The organism is Pseudomonas botevensis (assembly GCF_019145475.1).
Lineage (GTDB): Bacteria > Pseudomonadota > Gammaproteobacteria > Pseudomonadales > Pseudomonadaceae > Aquipseudomonas > Aquipseudomonas botevensis.
Window position 1 is genome coordinate 82,137 of record NZ_JAHTKI010000008.1, and the last position, 19,313, is coordinate 101,449.

A 19,313-nucleotide genomic window follows, 5' to 3' on the forward strand; every position below is an offset into this window, starting at 1 on the left:
CCGCGAAGCTTTTATCGGTCGATAAAGCGCTGCAGATACTCGACTTGCTCCCGGTGCGCCACCTCCTGCACCACCGGTTTCAAGCGCACCTGCGTCCCCGGCAGACACTGCGCCAGCCGCGCCAGTGCCAAGGGCGTCAACGCCCCCAATCGCGGATAGCCGCCGATGGTCTGCCGATCATTGAGCAACACAATCGGCTGCCCGTCCGGCGGCACCTGCACCGCCCCCAGCGGGATGCCCTCGGAAATCATCGGCCGGCCCTGATACTGCAACGCCGTGCCCAGCAGCCGAATGCCCATGCGGTCGGCGCGGCTGTCCAGAGTCCATGGGCTGTTGAACACATCGAACAGACTCTGCCCGCTGAACTCGCCGATCTGCGCCCCCAGTACCAGATCCAGCGGCGTATCGAGCCGCAGATCCGGACGATGCTGCGCCGGCACTTCGCGCACCAGCAGGGTTTCCCCCTGATAACTCAGGGTCGCGCCCTTGGCCAGTGGCACGCCCCTGCCATCGAGTCCACCGAGTTCCTCCCGCACCACCGTGGCGCTGCTGCCCAACACCTGCGGCGCACTGAAGCCACCGGGCGCCGCCAGATAGGCCCGCGCGCCGAGCAATGGCTGGGTGAACTGCAAGGTCTGCCCTTTGCGCAACTTGAAACTGCGCCACGGCGCCAACACCTCGCCGTCGATCCGCGCGCCGAGATCCGCCCCGGCCAAGGCCAGCAGGCAATCCTCTTCGGCCACCACAGTGAATCCGCCGAGGGTGATTTCGATCACCGGCAGATTCAGCCCGTTGCCCAGTAGCCAGTTGGCCCAGGCCATCGAGCGCCAGTCCGCCGCGCCGCCCTGGGTCACGCCCAGGTGCCGCACACCGAAGCGTCCGGCGTCCTGCAACAGGCACAGCGGCGTACTTGCTTCAATCGTCAGTCGGCTCATGCCAGCGCCTCCAGAGGCGTGTCGTCACCGCCGAGATTGATGAATTCGGCATGGCTCACCGCCTCGAAACGCACGGTGTCGCCGGGCTGCATCAGGCTGTAGCCCTCTCGATTACGGTCGAACAGTCTGGCCGGTGTACGACCGATCAGGTTCCAGCCACCGGGCGATACCACCGGGTACGCGGCGGTCTGACGCTCGGCGATACCGACGCTGCCAGCGGCGACTTTCTTGCGCGGGGTGTTCAAACGCGGCGCCGCCAGGACCTCTTCCACCAGCCCCATGAAGGCAAAGCCCGGTGCGAACCCGAGGGCGAATACCTGATATTCCCGGGCGCTGTGGCGGCGGATCACCTCCTCCACCGCCAGCCCGCTGCGCCGAGACAACAGGCTCAGTTCCGGGCCGACACTCAGGTCGTACCAGACCGGCAGCACATGGCACTGGCCGCCGGTGCGCGCATTCGGCGACAGATCGATCAGCGCCTCGGCGATCAACTCCCGGGCCTGATTCGGGTTCAGCGCCGTCAGGTCGTAATGCACCATCAACGTTGTGTAGGACGGCACCAGATCGATCAGATGCGCGCCGAACGCTGCGCGCAATCGCTCGCTGGCGGCAAGCATCCACGGCATGTTCGCTTCGGCGATTTCGTCGAACAGGCGCAGCATCAGGCAATCCAGCGCCACCACTTCCACCCGCGGATTCATGCGCCACCCTGCTCGTTCAAGGCCTGACGAATGCGCTGTACGGCGGCGACCGAACTGGCATTGTCGCCATGCACGCACAGGGTATTGGCTTGCAGATGCAGGGCGCTGCCGTCGCTGGCGGTGAGGTTGTCGCCACGGGCGATGGTCAGCGCCTGCCCGATGATGGTTTGCGGATCGTGATGCACGGCGCCCGGCAGTTGCCGCGACACCAGCCGGCCAGCACTGTCGTAGGCGCGATCGGCGAACGCTTCGAACCACAAAGTCACGCCGTATTCGTCACCCAGTTGCTGGGCCGGTGCGTTGTCGCGGGTCGCCATCAGCATCAGCGGCAACGTGCGGTCATAGGCCGCGACGGCCTGGATCACCGCGCGCAGTTGCGCCGGGTTGGCCATCATGTCGTTGTACATCGCGCCATGGGGTTTGACGTAGCTGACCCGCCCCCCCTGGGCGCGGCAGATGCCGTCGAGGGCGCCGATCTGGTAATGCAGGATGTCTTGCAGTTCCTGGGCGGTGTAGGCCATGGAACGTCGGCCGAAGCCGACCAGATCCTGATAGGCCGGATGCGCGCCGATCTGCACGCCATGACTCAGGGCCAGGCTGACCGTCTTGCGCATGATGCTCGGGTCACCCGCGTGGAAACCGCAGGCGATATTGGCGCAATCGATGAAGGGCATGACCTCCGCATCCAGACCCATGGTCCAGTTGCCGAAGCTCTCGCCAATGTCGCAGTTCAATAGCAGGCGGCTCACGGTGAACACTCCTGTAGATTCGTGTCTCTTTTGCTGTAGGACGTTTGCCCCGCAGGTTATCAGTTACCGCGCATCGAGTTGCTTGCCACGGGTTTCCGGCAGGCTCAGCGCCGCGAGAATCACCACCCCGTAGGACACCGCCGCAAAGGCGCCGATGCCGACACTCAGCGGGACTTTCTGGCTGAGCAGGCCGATCAGCAGCGGAAACAACGCCGCCAGCGCCCGGCCGACGTTGTAGCAAAAGCCTTGGCCCGAGCCGCGAATCCGCGTCGGAAACAGCTCGGTGAGGAACGCGCCCATGCCGCTGAAGATCCCCGAAGCGAAGAAGCCCAGCGGGAACCCGAGCCACAGCATCACGCCATTGCTGACCGGCAGTTGGGTGTAGAGCAGAACGATGGTGAACGAACCGACGGCGAACAGGATGAAGTTCTTCTTGCGCCCCAGCAGGTCGGTCAGATACGCGCTGATGACGTAACCGACGTAGGAACCGACGATCACCATCGCCAGATAACCGCCGGTGCCGAGTACGCTCAAGCCGCGTTCGTTCTTCAGAAAGGTCGGCAGCCAGGACGTGATCGCGTAGTAGCCACCCAGCGCACCGGTGGTCAGCAATGACGCGCGAATCGTGGTGAAGAGCATGCCGGGAGCGAAGATCTCGTAGAACTTCGCTGGATTCTCCGGGGTTTGCCGGGCCTTGGCTTCGCGGTAGATCTCCGGGTCTTTCACCAGACGCCGCACGAAAATCACGAAAATGGCCGGAACGATGCCGAGGATGAACAGCGCACGCCAGGCGTCTTCCGGCGGCAAAACCGAGAACAGCAGCGCATACAGAATCGCCGTCAGCCCCCAACCGATGGCCCAGCCCGATTGCACCATCCCTACCGCTTTGCCGCGATCCTTGGCGCGGATCACTTCGCCGATCAGTACCGCGCCGGCGGTCCACTCACCGCCGAAACCAAAGCCCATCAGGGTCCGGGCGATCAGCAATTGTTCGTAGTTCTGGGCGAAACCGCAGAGGAAGGTGAAGAAGGCGAACCACAGCACCGTCAGTTGCAGGGTGCGCACACGACCGATGCGGTCGGAGAGAATCCCCGCGACCCAGCCGCCGATGGCCGAGGCGATCAGGGTGCTGGTGTGGATCAGCCCGGCCTGACCAGTGGTGATGCCCCACATCGCAATCAGGGTCGGCACCACAAAGCTGAGCATCTGGGTGTCCATGCCGTCCAGGCCATAGCCGATCTTGCAGCTCCAGAAGGTGCGGCGCTCCTGCTGATTGATATTGCGATACCAGTCGAACGGCCCGGGACGCGCCGAAGCCTTGGGTAAATCGAGGGTGTCGGGAGCAATCATGGCAAATCTCCGCGGTTTTTATTGGTCTTGTTCGTAGCTCCGACGACGCCTATCGTGGGAGCCGGATGCGTCGATTTTTGGGCGCGCAGCCCGGCGGCGTCCAACGAATAAAAACCCGCCCAAGACATAAGAAAAATTTGTTGCCATGAACCTGAAGTTTCTCGAAACCTTTGTCTGGGTCGCCCGGTTGAAGAATTTTCGCCTGACCGCCGACAAGCTCTTCACCACCCAGGCGTCGATTTCCAGCCGTATCGCCGTGCTCGAAAGCGAGCTTGGGGTGAAGCTGTTTCTGCGTGATTCCCGAGGCGTCAGCCTGACGCCGGAAGGGTTGAAAGTGCTGGAATACGCCGAGCAGATGCTCGACACGATGCAGGCGCTGAAACAGTCAATCGAGACCCGCTCAAGCAAGGTCGGGCGGGTGCGGATCGGGGTGATGGACACGGTGATCCACACCTGGCTCAGCCCGCTGGTGGCGCAGATGACCGATTTGTATCCACGGGTGGAAATCGAATTGGTGGCGGATACGTCGCTGAACCTCTGCGATCAGCTGCAAAAAGGCTTTCTCGACCTGATCCTGCAAACCGATCTGGTGCGCCATGAAAGTGTGCGCAGCCTGGAGCTGGCCAGCCATCCGATCGGCTGGATCGTCGCCAGTAGCTCGATCTACAACCGCGACTACGCCAGCCTCGCCGATCTGGCCCGGGAGCGGATCATCACTTACTCGAAAAACTCCCGTCCGCATCAGGACATCCTCGCGCTGATGCAGGCCCACGGCGTGCTGGCGCCACGGCTGAACTGCGTGAATTCGGTGTCGGCGATTACCCGGCTGTTGCGCGACGGCTTCGGGATCGGCGCCTTGCCACCAGTGCTGGTGGCCGAAGAACTGGCGCGAGGTGAACTGACATTGCTGGATCTCGATCAACGGCCACCGAACCTGCAAGTGGTGGTGTCGTGGCGCACGGGTGTCGAGTGGGTCGAGGAAATCGTGACGCTGTGTCAGCAGGTGCTGGAGGGGTATGCGCGCAAGGTGGGCGAAAGCTACATCAGCCTGACCTGATCGTTCCCACGCGCGGGAACGATCAGCGGAGGGTTTCGGTTACAAGCCGCGCACATCCCGGTCTTCGATCGGCCGGCTCTGCCGCGCACGCTTGCCGCCAAGCACCACCCAGTCGATCAGACGGAACAGGCATTCGAGGCCGAACGACAACAGCATTGCGCCGCTCATGCCCCAGATCATCGCCTCTGGCGTCAGCAGGATCTGGTAGCTGTAGCCGTTCCAGGTTTCCTTGCGAATGTCCGGGTCGGCGGCCAGCACCACTTGCAGGAAGCGGATGTACCACGGGCCTTGCATGGCCTGGAACTGTTTATCCAGCGCGAGCTGGCGATTGAGCAAGGTACTCAGGCTGTCGGCGTCGCTGCGAAACACCGGGTCTTCGCTGGCACGGTAATGTGCGACCAGCGCCTGCAAATCACCTTTGAAGAACTGCTCGGCGGTGCCCTGGAAACCGCGCAAGCCGGTCTGGGCCTCGATCAGATGCGCTTCGACCCGTTTCGCGTAATCGTTGATGAACCCCGGCACCTGGACACCGATCAACAGGCCCGCCGCAAACAACACCAGCCGTAGATAACTGAGCAACATCGGGGAGAGATCCTTATTCGGTCGTGCCCTGGCTGACGCATTCGCCGCGTCGCCACAGGCTCCATTGGCCCGGCTCGTAGCGGGTCCAGGTTTCGTTTTCGGTCAAGGGTTCGGTGGCAATCACCGTGACCACGTCGTTGGGCGTGGTTTCGGCCTGGAAGTCGACGATCACATCGACATCCTTGAGTCGCGCCGGGCCGAACGGGGCACGGCGGGTGATCTGGGCCAGTTTGGTCGAGCAATAGCAGAACAGCCAGTCGCCGTCGCTGAGCAGGCAATTGAACACGCCTTTGCTGCGGTATTCGGCGCACGCGGCGACCAGGTCCGGCAGCAACACTTCGATGTCCACCGGCTCGGGAAACGCCGCCCTTACGCGATTGAGCAAATCGCAGAACGCCGCTTCGCTGTCGGTGTCGCCGACCGGGCGGTAGAAGCTCTTGATCGGTGTGAAGTCGGCGAGCTGGCCGTTGTGTGCAAAGCACCAGTTGCGGCCCCACAACTCGCGGACGAACGGATGGGTGTTGGACAGGCAGACCTTGCCGACGTTGGCCTGGCGAATGTGCCCGATCACCACTTCGCTCTTGATCGGGTAACGCTGGACCAGATTGGCCACTTCCGACTCGCTGCTGGCCGCCGGGTCCTGGAACAGGCGCAAGCCGCGACCTTCATAGAATGCAATGCCCCAGCCATCGCGGTGCGGGCCGGTGCGACCGCCGCGCTGCATCAGCCCGGTGAAGCTGAACACGATGTCGGTCGGCACGTTGGCGCTCATGCCCAGTAATTCACACATGTGCGGACTCTCGTGATTACAGACGCGGCTCGACCCGCATGCGCTGCGGGTTGCTCGGCACTGGCGGGCGGCCGTAACGGTCATCCCCGGCACCGCCGAACGGTTGATCGTCGTCCCGCTCCTCGACACGCGCCGCTGCACGGGCAGCCTCGGCCTTCTCCTTGCGCGCATTGGAAGCACGTTCGATAGGCAGGCGGATCAGCACGAACACCAGATACAGGCCCAAGGCGATCATGGCGTACATGAGCAGTTCGGAAATCGCGCGGAAGGCGTTGTTGCCGACCTTGAACGCCAGATCCAGCGCCGTGATGGCGACCGCCGGGGCGTATTTTTCCTTCACCGGGTCAATGATGGTCGGGCTGAACAGCAACACTGCCATCAATACACGCAGCGGCTCGCGCAGCCAGCGCCACATCCAGCGGGTCATCCGCATCCACACCAGCAGGCAGCCCAAAGCGGCGAAGGCGTAGAGGCCCCAGGCGATCAGATAGTCGTTCTCGGTCATGGTGTCCATGGCAAGGCAGGCAAATAGGCGCTTATAGTAACGACTTTTCGCCCGCCAGGCTTGTCCCAATGCCAGTCGGTCCGGTGCAGCCCGCGCCCACAGGTTCGGTTGTGACCTCAAGATCCGCGAAACCCCATTTCAGTATTTGTCCGAGAGCCTTCCATGCCCCAATCCGCCAACGCCATCAGTGCCCCGATCGCCCGCAAGGACGCCGGTGTCGACCCGTATGCCTGGCTGCAGGAACGCGACACCGACGCGGTGCTCGACTACCTCAAGGCCGAAAACGCCTACCAGCAGGCGCAGACCGCCGATCAGGCCGAACTGCGTGAAACCCTGTTCGAAGAGATCAAGGGCCGGATCCTCGAAACCGACCTGTCCCTGCCCTCGCCGTGGGGACCGTATCTCTATTACACCCGCACCACCGCCGGCGATGAATACGCCCGCCACTACCGCTGCCCGCGCCCGGCCGACGACAGCCTGACCCTCGACGAAAGCCGCGAGCAGTTGCTGCTCGACCCGAACGAGCTGGCCAACGGCGGCTTTTTCTCCCTCGGCGCGTTCAGCATCAGCCCCGATCACCAACGCCTGGCCTACAGCGTCGATGCCTCGGGTGACGAGATTTACACCCTGTTCGTGAAGGAATTGTCCGACGGCCGTGTCAGTGAACTGGAGTTCCAGGACTGCGACGGCTCCATGACCTGGGCCAACGACAGCCTGACCCTGTTCTTCGGCACCCTCGACGACACCCATCGCCCATGCAAACTGTTCCGCTACCGCCTCGACGGCACCGCCGCCGAAGAGGTGTTCCACGAACCGGACGGGCGTTTCTTCCTGCATTGCTACCGCTCCAGTTCCGAACAGCAATTGCTCCTGTCCCTGGGCAGCAAGACCACCAGCGAAGTCTGGGTGCTGGACGCCAATCAGCCACAGCAGCCATTCACCTGCCTGGCGCCACGGGTCGAGGATCACGAGTACGACGTCGACCACGGCAAGCTCGATGGCGAGTGGACATGGTTTATCCGCACCAACCGCGACGGCATCAACTTTGCCCTGTATCAGGCGCCCGACACCGGCGTCGCGCCGAGTGAGTCCGACTGGCAGAACCTGATCCCACACAACGACGAAGTGATGCTCGACGGTGTGAGCCTGAATGCCGCCGCCATGACCCTGAGCCTGCGCGAAGGTGGTCTGCCGGTCATAGAGGTTCACCCACAAGGTCTGGCGCCTTATCGCGTACAGCTGCCGGACGCGGCCTACAGCCTCTATGTACAAAACAGCCTGGAATTCGACAGCGACCGCATTCGCCTGCGCTATGAAGCCCTGAACCGTCCGGCCCAGGTTCGTCAGTTGATTCTCGCCTCCGGCGAGCAAAAAGTGCTCAAGGAAACCCCGGTACTCGGCCCGTTCGACGCCGATACCTACGTCAGCCAGCGCCTGTGGGCCACCGCATCGGACGGCACACAGGTGCCGATCAGTCTGGTGATGAAGCGCGAAATGCTTGGCAAACCGGTGCCGCTGTATCTGTATGGCTACGGCGCGTATGGCTCGAACCTCGATCCGTGGTTCTCCCACGCGCGTCTGAGCCTGCTCGATCGCGGCATGGCGTTTGCCATCGCCCACGTGCGCGGCGGCGGTGAGCTGGGCGAAGCCTGGTATCGCGCCGGCAAGCAGGAGCACAAGCAGAACACCTTCAGCGACTTCATTGCCTGCGCCGAGTTCTTGATCCTCAACGGCATCACCACCGCCGCGCAACTGGCGATCAGCGGCGGCAGTGCCGGTGGCTTGCTGATCGGCGCGGTGCTCAATCAGCGTCCCGAGCTGTTCGGCGTGGCGATTGCCGAAGTGCCGTTCGTCGACGTGCTCAACACCATGCTCGACCCGGATCTGCCGCTGACGGTCACCGAATACGACGAATGGGGCAATCCTGAAGAGCCGCAAGTCTATGAGCGGCTCAAGGCCTACGCGCCGTACGAAAACGTCACTGCCCAGGCGTATCCGGCGACGCTGGTGATCGCCGGCTACAACGACAGCCGCGTGCAGTATTGGGAAGCGGCCAAGTGGGTGGCGAAACTGCGCGCGACCAAGACCGACGACCATCCGTTGCTGCTCAAGACCGAACTCGGCGCCGGCCATGGCGGGATGAGCGGGCGCTATCAGGGATTACGTGACGTAGCGCTCGAATATGCATTTGTTTTCAAGGTTCTCGGGATCGCCTGAGGAACTCCGTCGGTCAGTCGGGTCTTAACTCCCGACAGCGCAGGCCGATAGCAGACACATCCCCTTTGCGGGAGCAGGCTTGCCCGCTCCCGCAAAGTCTGTGTAGAGCCTCGAAACAGTGAAAACAAAAAAGATCTCGACGACATGTCAGAACCAACTTTACTGAACAACGAAATCCGTGGCTGGCTGATGGACTGTGGCCTGTTCGATCAATTGCAACTGGCGGACTTCGCCGCTGCCTCGGGGTATTTCAGCATCAGCACCGTAGCTGAAGGCGAGGCGATTTTTCGCGAGGGCGATGCCGGCAGCTTCATGTGCATCATCCACACCGGCCAGGTGGCCGTGCAGAAGACCAACGGCGATGGCCAGATGGTGACCATGGCCACCCTGCGCAGCGGTCGGGCGTTCGGCGAAATGGCCGTGCTCGACGGCGAACGCCGTTCAGCGACTTGCGTGGCGGCAACCCATTGTCAGTTGCTCAATCTGGGCAAGGACTCGCTGGAAAAGATGCTCAACGACGCACCGAAGATCGCCGCCAAGATCATCCGCGCCCTCGCCGTCTCGCTGTCCAAACGCCTGCGCATGGCCGACGGTCAACTGGCGGCGCAGCAGATCTAGCCGCCGGGGGATTTGCTCCGGGTGTCGTTCTGCTCGAGGCCCGGCAGTGGCTGATCCTTGGCCGGCGGGGTCGGCAGGTCGATCGGCACCAGCGGCGGTCCACCGCTGCCGGGGCCAGTGCGGGGAGTCGGGACCGGGCTGATCTGCGGATACGGGGTCGGTGTCGCGGTGCCGGGCGAGCCGGGTTGCGGCGTCGGGCTGACGGGAATGGCCTGTTGGGCCTGTACCGTCGTTATCGAGAGCGCGGCCAGGGTAATGGCCGTTAGAATGAGGCACTTCATCAATGGCTCCGTTGGCCTTGAGTCTGCGTTCAGGCTACTCCAACCGCGCCTGCTTGCCTTCCCCTTGTAGAGAATTCCATGAAACGTTTCGTTCTGCTCGACACCACGCCGATCCCTGACAATGGCGGAGCCCTGTGCCTGTTCGAGTACGGCGAGGATTTCGTGATCAAGATCCAGGGCGGCGATGGCGGGCAACTGATGAACACCCGCATGCACGGCTCCGAAGATGCGTTGGCCGAGATCCCCTGCCGCAAGGTCGCCGGCCGACCGAATTCGCGCGTGCTGATCGGCGGACTCGGCATGGGCTTCACCCTCGCCTCCGCGCTCAAGCATCTGGGGAAAACCGCTGAAGTGGTGGTCGCCGAACTGGTGCCCGGCGTGGTCGAGTGGAACCGTGGCCCGCTCGGTGAAAAATCCGGTCGTCCGTTGCTCGATCCGCGCACGCTGATCCGTCAGGACGATGTAGCCAAGGTGCTGCAAAGCGAGCCGAACGGTTTCGACGCGATCATGCTCGACGTCGACAACGGCCCCGAAGGCCTGACCCAGAAGGCCAACAGTTGGCTGTACTCCGCCGCCGGACTGCACGCCTGCGCCAAGGCCCTGCGACCCAAAGGCGTGCTGGCGGTGTGGTCGGCCAGCGCCGACCGGCAGTTTTCCGAAAAATTGAAGCACGCCGGTTTCAAGGCCGAAGAAGTGCAGGTCTACGCCCACGGCAACAAGGGCACCCGCCACACGATCTGGATTGCCGAGAAGCTCAAGGGCTGAGCTAAACTTCACCCCATAACCGTCATTAGTCTTTTACAAAGGTGAACCCATGAGTTCGTCCACCCCGACCAACACTTCGAAGCTGGATCGCATCCTCGCCGACAACCAGCGCGACAAGGAAATGGGCTACCGCGACAAGGCCCTGAAGATGTACCCGCATGTGTGCGGCCGCTGCGCCCGTGAGTTTTCCGGCAAGCGCCTGAGCGAGCTGACCGTGCATCACCGCGATCACAACCACGACAACAACCCGCAGGACGGCTCGAACTGGGAACTGTTGTGCCTGTACTGCCACGACAACGAACACTCGCGTTACACCGACCAGCAGTATTTCGGCGAAGGCTCCCTGAGCACGCCGAAAATCGCCAAGGCCACGCACAATCCATTTGCGGCGCTCGCCGGGTTGATGAAGAAAGACGACTGAAATCTTCGTCGTCCGGGCTGGCCTCTTCGCAGGCCAGCCCGCTCCCACAGGGGAATGTCTTGCCTTGTGGGAGCGGGCTTGCTCGCGAAGGGGCCGGTACAGACACCGCAAATCGACAAGCTGCCGCCCCTCCCCCAATCCCCGTATAATCGCCCTCTTTTTCCCGAAGGCACCCCGCTCGTGGCAGACAAACGGTACAGCTGCATTGGTTTGTATAACCCCAAGTCACCGGAGAACGTCGGTTCGGTGATGCGCGCCGCAGGCTGTTATGGCGTGGCGTCCGTGTTCTACACCGGCAAGCGCTATGAGCGCGCCGCCGATTTCGTCACCGACACCAAGCGTGTGCACTACGACATCCCGCTGATCGGCATCGATGACCTGAAAAAGATCCTGCCGCTCAATTGCGTGCCGGTGGCCGTGGAACTCGTCGACGGCGCCCGCCCGCTGCCGGAATACACCCACCCGGATCGCGCCCTGTACATCTTCGGCCCGGAAGACGGCTCGCTGGATAAAGAAATCCGCGACTGGTGCGAAGACGTGGTGTACATCCCGACCACCGGCTGCATGAACCTCGCCGCCACGGTCAACGTCGTGCTCTACGACCGCATGGCCAAGGGCCTGAACACCCGCTCCGGGCCGAAATTCCGCTGAAGCGCCGCACATTCGATGGAACGAGCTGACAGCTGCGGCAGTCAGCTTATCTATCCATTACGCATTGCCTGGAGAAAGATCATGACCGAACTCAAACGCGTCGAACGTATCGAATCCACCCCTTTCCAGAGCCGTTCCGAACAGAACGTCGAAGGCTGGGAGCGCATCGGCTCGCTGGCGGGCGGTGTGCTGATGGTCGGCAAGGGCCTGCGCCGTGGCGGCGTGTTCGGTCTGATTCAGGTGGCGATTGGCGGCGTGGCCATGGCCCGTGGCATCACCGGGCACAGCTCGGTCAAAAGCCTGCTGGAAAAAAGCCGTCAGGACATGAACAACGTGCGCGCCAAAATCGAGCGGGCCGGTGAGGAATTGAGCAAGCTGAAGGCCAATGCCGAAGCAGCGACCAGCACCGCGACGGTGACCGGGAATGATTCGGTGAAGTCGCCGAAAGCCGGGGTTTGATGCGCGATTTGCGCCAAGGCCGATGACCCCTTCGCGGGCGAGCCCGGCTCCCACGGGTGAGTAATCTCTGTGGGCGCCGGGCTCGCCCGCGAAGCGTTTTTACTGAAGCAACGCGGTATCCAGTACCTTCGACGACTCGCCAATGACGCTCTCGGCCAGTTGCACGAACTCCTTGGTGTCGACCCGTCCCAAATGCATCGCGCCACGCAACACATCATCCAGCGAGCGCTTGTTGCGCGTCTGCAAACGAATCTCGCGATCCAGTTCCTGCATCAACAGAACCGCTTTTGACAGCTGCGCCGGGCTGACCTGTTCGCCGCGCAAGGTCGTGACTTTCTGGCTGTCCTTCGCCAGTTTCGCCTGCAACGCCTGATAACGCTCATCGCTCATGCCACCGGCGCGGCGTACCAGTTCGATGGCGTAGTACTCGGCAAACCCCTCGCTGATCCAGTCGCTGCGCTGCTCGTCGTTGATCCGCCCGAACACCTGGGCCAACTCGCGCACCACGGCGCTGCTGCCGCTTTCGCTGACCAGCGGCAAACGCGTGTTGAGGTAAATCGATTCGCGCGCCGCCAGGCTGCCGCGCCACATCGGGTCGTTGGCACCGACGATCAGCAGTTTGCCCGGGTGACGCGGATACACCGCTTGCACCTGCGGCCAGACAAACGTCAGCAAGGTCAGTACGTCCATCCGCCGCATGCCCTGGCCTTGCGGCGAGGCTACGGTGACTTCGGTTTCGCCCAGGCGCGTGCGACGGCTGCCAAGATGCCCGGCGAGCATCCAGCCGGTCGGGCGGTCGAACAGACGTGACGGGTTGTCGATGCGGAATTTATTCTTGCCGATGCGCGGCCAGGCGGTTTCGACGCTTTTCCAGCCCTCGGGGAGTTCGAATTGCAGGCGTGAGATCAGCTCGATGCCATCCTGCTGATCGAGTCTGGCCGGCGGCACCAGTTCATCGCCGCGCATCAGCGCCCAGGTCGGGGTCATGCGCGTGTCGAAACTGCCGCTCTTGCGTCCGTGGCTGATACGCACGCGGTAGGTCAGGCTGGCCTTGTCCGCCGCCGGACGCCACACCCCGCGCGCCTGCTTGCCCGGCGTCAGTTGCCACTGGCCGTCGGCCTTGAAGTCGCTGTAATGGCTGCCATCGCCGAGGTCGAAATCGAGGCTGCGCACCGCCTCGCCCTTGGCCAGGGTCAGGCGCACCTCAGCCTGATCGCTTTGCGGCAACAGGCGCACGTGATAATCCAGATCGACCTTCTTCGCCGCCCACACCGGCGCGCTCAGCGCCAGCAGTCCGACGATCAGCGCGTGGCGCCGTCCCCCAGCCATACACACTCCTTCGTGAATCAGTACCTTCAGCCCGCCCGGAAAATCAGATGATCTTCCCAGTCTTCTTCCGGCACGCTGCCCTCGGCGAGCATGCGCCCGGACTGGGAAATCCGCTCGTGGTGTACCGCATCGCGGTCGCCGCAGACCAGGTGATGCCACAGCGGCAGATCCTTGCCTTCGCTGACCAGCCGATAGCCGCAGGTCGGCGGCAGCCATTTGAATTCTTCGGCCTGGCCCGGCGTGAGCTGGATGCAGTCCGGGACAAACTCACGGCGATTCGGGTAATCGCTGCACTGGCAGGTTTTCAGATCCAGCAGCTTGCAGGCGATTCGCGTGTAATAGACGCTGTTGTCGTCCTCATCCTCGAGTTTTTGCAGGCAGCACAGACCACAGCCGTCGCACAGCGATTCCCATTCCTCCAGATCGAGTTGATCGAGGGTTTTGCGTATCCAGAACGGTTCGACTTTGGCGGCCATGGCTCAAGCATCAACATCAGGTGGTGAAAAGGCCGCCAGTCTAGTGCCCAAGGCCTTGCGGGCCAAGCGCTGGCGACTGCCGGTTGCGTGGCACTTGTCAGTTTTTGCGCGGCCAAGTAGCTTTGCCAGGCACCGCAAGCCCTGACCGGCGTGCCATTAACGCTCGACCGCGTTGCATTCCGGTGAACTGCAGGCCTGCGCCAGACCCTATCGTTCAGCCCAACTGATCCCGCCGGGTTTTCATTTCGACTTTTACTCGAACACAGCAAGGAATCTCTCGATGAGTGCCAACCCTCGCGTTGCCGATTACGCCATTCACCCGCAGTTCACCGATCGCTGGTCGCCCCGCGCCTTCACCGGCGAAGCAATTCCCGAAGAAACCCTGCTGAGCTTCTTCGAAGCCGCGCGCTGGGCGCCGTCGGCCTACAACTCGCAGCCGTGGCGCTTTCTCTACGCCCGCCGCGACACGCCGAACTGGGAGCGTTACCTGGGTCTGCTCAACGAATTCAACCGTGCCTGGGCGCAACACGCCTCGGCACTGGTGATCGTGATCTCCAAGACCACGTTCACCGCACCGGGCGCCAGCGAAGAAACCCCGGCGCTGTGGCACACCTTCGACACCGGTTCGGCCTGGGGCCACCTGGCGCTGCAAGCGAGCATCAGCGGCTGGCACACCCACGGCATGGCCGGTTTCGATCAGGAGCTGACCCGCAAGGAGCTGAAGATTCCTGAAGGTTACGCGCTGCACGCGGCAGTTGCCGTGGGCAAGCTGGGCGACAAGGCGACCCTGGCGGACTACCTGCAAGCGCGCGAAGAGCCAAGCCCGCGTCGCCCGCTGAACGAAACGGCGGCCGAAGGCGACTTCACCCTCTGAGCCGCAGCGCAAAAACAACGGTGGGAGCGGGCTTGCCCGCTCCCACTTCTGGGTGTGGGGAAACTCAATAACCCCGAGTGAAATCCACTTCCCCGCGCAACGCCTCGCCCGCCTGCCAGGCCTTCAGATTCTCGACAAACAACTGCACCATCATCGCCGGCGATGTCGGCGCCGAGCTGTGCCCGGTCAGCAGCAAGCCCCAGGCGGTCCAGAACGGATGACGTTGCGGCAACGGCTCCTGACGGCAGACGTCGATCACCGCGCCGGCCAGATGGCCTTCCTTCAATGCGGCCACCAGATCCGCATCGACCACCGCCACACCGCGCCCGGCGTTGATGAACAACCCGGTCGGTTTGAATTGCTTGAATAGCGCTGCGTCGTAAATGTCGTGGGTGTGCTCGGTGTTGGGCAGCAGATTGACCACGTAATCCACCTCGCCCACCAGCCGTGGCAAGTCCGCCATCGAGCCGACTTCCACGAACGGTTCCTGCTCACGGGCGCTGCTGGCGATGCCATACAACTCGACCCCGAACGGCCGCAGGAACTGCGCCACGCTCTGACCGATGTCACCGGTGCCGACGATCAGCACCTTGCGCCCGGCCAGGCTCTGGCCGGTGCGGTTATCCCACTTGCGCTCGACCTGACTGACCAGCCGTGCCAGCACTTCGCGCTCGTGACCGAGCATGTAGGTCAGGACATATTCGGCCATCACCTGACCGAAGATCCCCACCGCCCGGGTCAACCGGTAGTCGCGGCGCAAGCCATCGGCCAGCAACGGGGTAATACCAGCCCAGGTCGATTGCAACCATTGCGGCTGATGGCCCTGGCGCAGCAGGGTCGCCAGCAGGTCCGGTTGCCCCAGCCACACCGGACAGTCAACGGCCTGACGGGCCAGCTCGGCGGAATCGCCGCTGGTCATCACTTCAAGCTCCGGAGCCGCCTGACGCAGCAGCCGGGCGTATATCGCGTGGTCGTGTTCAGCAATCAGAACGCGCATCTTCAAACCTTTCGCAAGCCGTGCAGACGGCCGCCAGCATCGGGGCGGTCATCGCCGTAAAAACAATTCCAGGGTTACAAAAGGCCCCAGGACGGGGCCTCGTGGATCAGACCGGGTCGTTGCGTCGCAGCAACTCTTCGGGCAGGTGTTCGATGTACTCCTCCTCGGCCGGCGGCATTTGCAGGTGATAACCCTGCTTCTCGAGGTTTTCCAGGACCACGGTGATGTCTTCGCTCGCCAGTTTGCGCTCGGGGGTCAGCACCAGGTCAAAGGAGTGCCTGGCCTTGCCGAACGCAGCCAACAGGGCTTCCGGCACCCGCTCCAGCGCGTCACTCTTGAGCACGTAGAGGTACATGCCGGCCTTCTTCGAACTTTGATAAATGGAGCAAATACGTTTCAAGGCTGTTCTCCGGCGGTGGCCAGGCTGTCGAGCAGCTTCTGGCCCATCAATTCGCGGCGCCAGCCACGCAGCGAATCAGGCAATTGGTAAGGCCCCTCGGGGAAGCCGCTTTTGACCAGCGCTTCGAGGGTTTTCTTGCGCAGCATCAGTTCCGGCGCGATGCCCAGGCGTTCGGCTTCGGCCTGCCCGAGCGCGCGCAGTTGCTTGATCAGTGCGGCAGCCTCGATCGGCAACGGCTCCGGTATGGCCGGCGGCCATTGATCAGGCCCCACACTGCCAGAGCGCTTGATCAGATCAAGCAGAAATTCGCCGTCCTGACGCACGGTACGCGGGTGCATGTCTTCGATTTTCGCCAGCGCCCCGAGGTTGTCCGGTTGCGTGCGGGCCAGCGGCCACAGCGAGTGTTCGCGCACGATGCGGTTACGCGGCAGGTCACGGGCACGGGCCTCGCGCTCACGCCAGGCGCACAGCTCTCGCAGCACCGCCAGTTGTGCCCGGGACAACTTCCACGCCAGCTTGGCGTCGCGGTACACCTCGTAAGGATCGGTTTCGCGCCGCAGGTTGGCGACCAGTTCGGCTCCGTCTTCCAGCACCCACGCGAATCGGTCGTCGGACAGCTTCGGCCGCAGTTGTACGAAAACTTCCGCCAGATGCACGGCATCTTCGGCGGCATAGCTGATCTGGGTGTCGGACAGCGGACGCTGCAGCCAGTCGGAACGGGTCTCGCCCTTGGGCAGCTCGATGCCGAGCACTTCCTGCACCAGCCGCGAATAGCCCATGGAAAAACCGAGGTTCAGGTAAGCGGCGGCCAGTTGCGTGTCGAACAGCGGCGCCGGCAGGCTGCCGGTCAGGCGCAACAGGACTTCGAGGTCTTCGCTGCACGCGTGCAGGACTTTGAGCACCGCCGGGTTCTCCAGCAACGCGGCCAGCGGTTGCCAGGCGTCGATGGTCAGCGGATCAATCAGGTAGGCGCGTTTGCCGTCGCCAACCTGCAACAGGCCGGCAATCGGATAAAAGGTGTCGACCCGCATGAATTCGGTGTCGAGGGCAACGAAGGGCAACTGCTGCCACTCGGCGCAAAACCGCGCGAGGCTATCGTTGTCGCGAATCCAGTGAATATCGATGGCCACACGGCTCTCCCTTGAAGAATGGCGCGCAGTATATATCGCCGCCGGCGCTTTCCGCGCCTCTACAGGGCAGGAGCTTTGATGAAATCTCCTGCGTGAGAGCAAGAATAGTCTGACAGAACGTGTCCGCAGGCTCAGTCCTTGGCCAACACCCCGTCGATCACCGAGCCACGGCAACCGGCGAACATGTCCAGATCCTGGTGATACGCCGAACTGTGTACCTCCAGCAGGCCGAGCATGGAGTGGAACAGGTTGTCCTGGCTCAGCGGCTTGTCGCGGCTCATTTGCAGGCAATGGGTGTCGACCGAGTAGGCCTTCTGATAGCTGTCGGAAAACCACGCCAGCATCGCCACATGCTTCTGCTGCTCCGGCGCCAGCATGTACGGCGTACCGTGCAGGAACAGGTTGTACTCACCCAGCGACTCGCCGTGATCGGACAGGTAGAGCATGGCGGTGTCGACCTTGTGCTGATTGGCGCGCAACACGTCGATCAGGCTCGCCAGCACATGGTCGGTGTACACCAGCGTGTTGTCGTACCCGTTGACGATGCTTTCGCGGCTGCAATTGTTCAGCGCATTGCTTTCGCACACCGGGGTGAAATGCTCGTACGCCTTGGGATACCGCTTGAAGTATTCCGGGCCGTGGCTGCCCATCTGGTGCAGAACCAGCACGGTGTCCTTGTCCAGGTTGTCGATGAAACTCTGCAGCCCTTGCAGGAGAATTTCGTCGCGGCATTCGCTGTTGGCGCACAGCGCCGGGTCCTTCAGATTGCTGACATCCTGCAGGGTAACCCGATCGCAGGTGCCCTTGCAGCCAGACTGGTTGTCGCGCCAGATCACGTCGATACCGGCGCGTTTGAGCACATCCAGCAAACCTTCTTCATGTTTCGCCTTGCTGGCGTCGTAATCCTTGCGGCCCATGTTGGAGAACATGCACGGCACCGAAACAGCGGTTTCAGTGCCGCAGGAATGCACATCGGTGAACGCGATCAGGCCTGCTTCCTTGTCCAGTTCGGGCGTGGTGTCGCGGCTGTAACCGAGGATGCCGAAGTTCTCGGCCCGGGCACTTTCGCCGACCACCAGCACCGTCAGGGATTTGCGCGGGTGATTTTGCAGCTCAGGGTTGCGCCGGGCATCTTCAGCGATCTTGATGAACGGTTGCCGCGCGGACACCACTTGCTCACGCAGGTAACCGGCCGATGCGCCAATGTAGTTGCTCGGCACCAGCATCAGGCGCAGCTCATGATGATTGCGAAACAGCGAAGACAAGCCCTGATAGTTGATCAGCGCCACACCACCAATGACCGCCACCGACGCCACACTTACCAGCACTTTGCTGAACAGCTCCCGATGCCAGCGCCGGTAATGGATGGGCAACTTCCACAATAACCAGGACGGCAGGACACCGAGAAACAATAAATAAGCGAATAACTTCAACGACAGCAGGTCACGAACTTCCGTGGCATTGGTTTCCGCAAAGTTGCGAAACATGCCCGCATCAATCAATACACCGTACTGGCTCATGAAATAAGCCACGCCGGCGCTGATTAAAAATATCAAGGTCAATAGCGGTTTCATTACCGGACGGAAGGCCAGCAATGTCAGCACCACGTTGAATGCAGCGAAGATCATCACGCCGAAAGCCGCCCGCATTACCAGGCCCTTGCCGTCCGTCGCGGTGATCTCGAACAGGTGTTGCCAGAGTACGGCATTGAATCCGAGCAAAAGAAAGGCACTGGCAATCAACGTCACCCATTCCGGGCGCACGGCTTTTAACTTCAACATAGTGTGGGGTTATTTCCTGAAAAGAAACGCTGCCGTCAATTGTGAAAATTTCATTGACTAAAGCGACACAAACTTTAGGCAGGCAACCATCAATATTTTGTGAAAAAGAAGCCAACGATTAGTTGGCTCGCGGTATTAACCCGAATCGGATGGAGTATTTGAGAATGGTTCTGGACTGACTCAATTGATTGACCTTTTACTTGTGGGGGCCGGCAGGTTTGACTGACTCGCTTGACCCACCACCT

22 protein-coding genes are annotated in these 19,313 nt (G+C 62.2%); 8 read left to right on the plus strand and 14 right to left on the minus strand.

The annotated features are described in order from the left end of the window. Positions 1–11: 11 nt before the first annotated feature. The 4 genes from KVQ74_RS12430 to KVQ74_RS12445 form a co-directional block, all read right to left on the minus strand. Positions 12–935, minus strand: a complete 924-nt coding sequence (locus tag KVQ74_RS12430; RefSeq protein WP_217831376.1) for a 5-oxoprolinase subunit C family protein — start codon at positions 933–935, stop codon at positions 12–14. Next, positions 932–1,636, minus strand: a complete 705-nt coding sequence (locus KVQ74_RS12435) for a 5-oxoprolinase subunit B family protein (protein WP_217831377.1) — start codon at positions 1,634–1,636, stop codon at positions 932–934. Before KVQ74_RS12435 ends, KVQ74_RS12430 begins: the two co-directional genes overlap by 4 nt. Continuing rightward, positions 1,633–2,385 (minus strand): 5-oxoprolinase subunit PxpA, encoded by a 753-nt coding sequence (locus KVQ74_RS12440; RefSeq protein ID WP_217831378.1) that lies wholly within the window; start codon positions 2,383–2,385, stop codon positions 1,633–1,635. Before KVQ74_RS12440 ends, KVQ74_RS12435 begins: the two co-directional genes overlap by 4 nt. 63 nt (positions 2,386–2,448) lie before the next feature. After that, positions 2,449–3,735, minus strand: coding sequence for an MFS transporter (locus KVQ74_RS12445; protein WP_217831379.1), 1,287 nt, complete (start codon positions 3,733–3,735; stop codon positions 2,449–2,451). A 145-nt stretch (positions 3,736–3,880) separates the two neighbouring features. Between KVQ74_RS12445 and KVQ74_RS12450 the strand changes: the two genes are divergently transcribed. Next, a complete protein-coding gene (locus tag KVQ74_RS12450; RefSeq protein WP_217831380.1) occupies positions 3,881–4,792 on the plus strand; it encodes a LysR family transcriptional regulator in 912 nt (303 codons plus the stop codon). Between the two features lie 39 nt (positions 4,793–4,831). On the opposite strand, the gene KVQ74_RS12455 is transcribed toward KVQ74_RS12450, so the two are convergent. From KVQ74_RS12455 to KVQ74_RS12465, 3 genes are read right to left on the minus strand one after another with little or no spacing between them, the layout of a single operon-like run. Then, entirely contained in the window at positions 4,832–5,374 is a 543-nt protein-coding gene (locus KVQ74_RS12455) for a DUF2937 family protein (RefSeq protein WP_217831381.1), read from the minus strand. Positions 5,375–5,387: 13 nt separating this feature from the next. After that, positions 5,388–6,164, minus strand: coding sequence for a class II glutamine amidotransferase (locus tag KVQ74_RS12460; RefSeq protein ID WP_025110635.1), 777 nt, complete (start codon positions 6,162–6,164; stop codon positions 5,388–5,390). A gap of 16 nt (positions 6,165–6,180) precedes the next feature. Then, positions 6,181–6,678 (minus strand): MFS transporter, encoded by a 498-nt coding sequence (locus tag KVQ74_RS12465; protein ID WP_217831382.1) that lies wholly within the window; start codon positions 6,676–6,678, stop codon positions 6,181–6,183. A gap of 153 nt (positions 6,679–6,831) precedes the next feature. Between KVQ74_RS12465 and KVQ74_RS12470 the strand changes: the two genes are divergently transcribed. Continuing rightward, positions 6,832–8,886, plus strand: coding sequence for a S9 family peptidase (locus KVQ74_RS12470; protein WP_217831383.1), 2,055 nt, complete (start codon positions 6,832–6,834; stop codon positions 8,884–8,886). Between the two features lie 144 nt (positions 8,887–9,030). Then, a complete protein-coding gene (locus KVQ74_RS12475) occupies positions 9,031–9,504 on the plus strand; it encodes a cyclic nucleotide-binding domain-containing protein (protein ID WP_217831384.1) in 474 nt (157 codons plus the stop codon). Here the strand turns inward: KVQ74_RS12475 and KVQ74_RS12480 are convergent. Continuing rightward, complete coding sequence (locus KVQ74_RS12480) at positions 9,501–9,785, minus strand: hypothetical protein (RefSeq protein WP_217831385.1); 285 nt, start codon at positions 9,783–9,785, stop codon at positions 9,501–9,503. The two genes, KVQ74_RS12475 and KVQ74_RS12480, sit on opposite strands and share 4 nt — an antisense overlap. A 78-nt stretch (positions 9,786–9,863) precedes the next feature. On the opposite strand from KVQ74_RS12480, the gene KVQ74_RS12485 reads away from it, so the two are divergent. The 4 genes from KVQ74_RS12485 (at position 9,864) to KVQ74_RS12500 (ending at position 12,081) form a co-directional block, all read left to right on the plus strand. Beyond that, positions 9,864–10,550 carry a spermidine synthase gene (locus tag KVQ74_RS12485; RefSeq protein ID WP_217831386.1) on the plus strand — a complete coding sequence of 229 codons (687 nt, stop codon included), beginning with the start codon at positions 9,864–9,866 and terminating at the stop codon, positions 10,548–10,550. A 49-nt stretch (positions 10,551–10,599) separates the two neighbouring features. Next, the gene (locus KVQ74_RS12490) at positions 10,600–10,971 is read left to right on the plus strand and encodes a YajD family HNH nuclease (RefSeq protein ID WP_008034789.1); all 372 of its coding nucleotides are present in this window, start codon (positions 10,600–10,602) and stop codon (positions 10,969–10,971) included. Between the two features lie 180 nt (positions 10,972–11,151). After that, positions 11,152–11,622 (plus strand): RNA methyltransferase, encoded by a 471-nt coding sequence (locus KVQ74_RS12495; RefSeq protein ID WP_046816778.1) that lies wholly within the window; start codon positions 11,152–11,154, stop codon positions 11,620–11,622. A gap of 81 nt (positions 11,623–11,703) precedes the next feature. Then, positions 11,704–12,081, plus strand: a complete 378-nt coding sequence (locus KVQ74_RS12500) for a YgaP family membrane protein (protein ID WP_217831387.1) — start codon at positions 11,704–11,706, stop codon at positions 12,079–12,081. A gap of 99 nt (positions 12,082–12,180) precedes the next feature. On the opposite strand, the gene KVQ74_RS12505 is transcribed toward KVQ74_RS12500, so the two are convergent. Both KVQ74_RS12505 and KVQ74_RS12510 read right to left on the minus strand, forming a co-directional pair. Beyond that, a complete protein-coding gene (locus KVQ74_RS12505; protein WP_217831388.1) occupies positions 12,181–13,410 on the minus strand; it encodes a hypothetical protein in 1,230 nt (409 codons plus the stop codon). 26 nt (positions 13,411–13,436) lie between these two features. After that, positions 13,437–13,886 carry a YcgN family cysteine cluster protein gene (locus KVQ74_RS12510; protein WP_217831389.1) on the minus strand — a complete coding sequence of 150 codons (450 nt, stop codon included), beginning with the start codon at positions 13,884–13,886 and terminating at the stop codon, positions 13,437–13,439. 280 nt (positions 13,887–14,166) lie between these two features. On the opposite strand from KVQ74_RS12510, the gene KVQ74_RS12515 reads away from it, so the two are divergent. After that, positions 14,167–14,760, plus strand: coding sequence for a nitroreductase family protein (locus KVQ74_RS12515; RefSeq protein ID WP_217831390.1), 594 nt, complete (start codon positions 14,167–14,169; stop codon positions 14,758–14,760). A 64-nt stretch (positions 14,761–14,824) separates the two neighbouring features. Here KVQ74_RS12515 and KVQ74_RS12520 read toward each other — a convergent pair whose 3' ends face one another. The 4 genes from KVQ74_RS12520 to KVQ74_RS12535 all read right to left on the minus strand — a co-directional run bounded on the left by KVQ74_RS12520 (position 14,825) and on the right by KVQ74_RS12535 (position 19,068). After that, the gene (locus KVQ74_RS12520; RefSeq protein ID WP_217831391.1) at positions 14,825–15,757 is read right to left on the minus strand and encodes a D-2-hydroxyacid dehydrogenase; all 933 of its coding nucleotides are present in this window, start codon (positions 15,755–15,757) and stop codon (positions 14,825–14,827) included. A gap of 106 nt (positions 15,758–15,863) precedes the next feature. Continuing rightward, positions 15,864–16,157, minus strand: coding sequence for a YcgL domain-containing protein (locus KVQ74_RS12525; RefSeq protein ID WP_217831392.1), 294 nt, complete (start codon positions 16,155–16,157; stop codon positions 15,864–15,866). Further along, positions 16,154–17,287 (minus strand): ribonuclease D, encoded by a 1,134-nt coding sequence (gene rnd, locus KVQ74_RS12530; protein ID WP_217831393.1) that lies wholly within the window; start codon positions 17,285–17,287, stop codon positions 16,154–16,156. The genes KVQ74_RS12525 and rnd overlap by 4 nt, the downstream gene beginning before the upstream one ends. Positions 17,288–17,418: 131 nt before the next feature. Further along, entirely contained in the window at positions 17,419–19,068 is a 1,650-nt protein-coding gene (locus tag KVQ74_RS12535; protein WP_217831394.1) for a phosphoethanolamine transferase, read from the minus strand. Positions 19,069–19,313 lie beyond the last annotated feature (245 nt).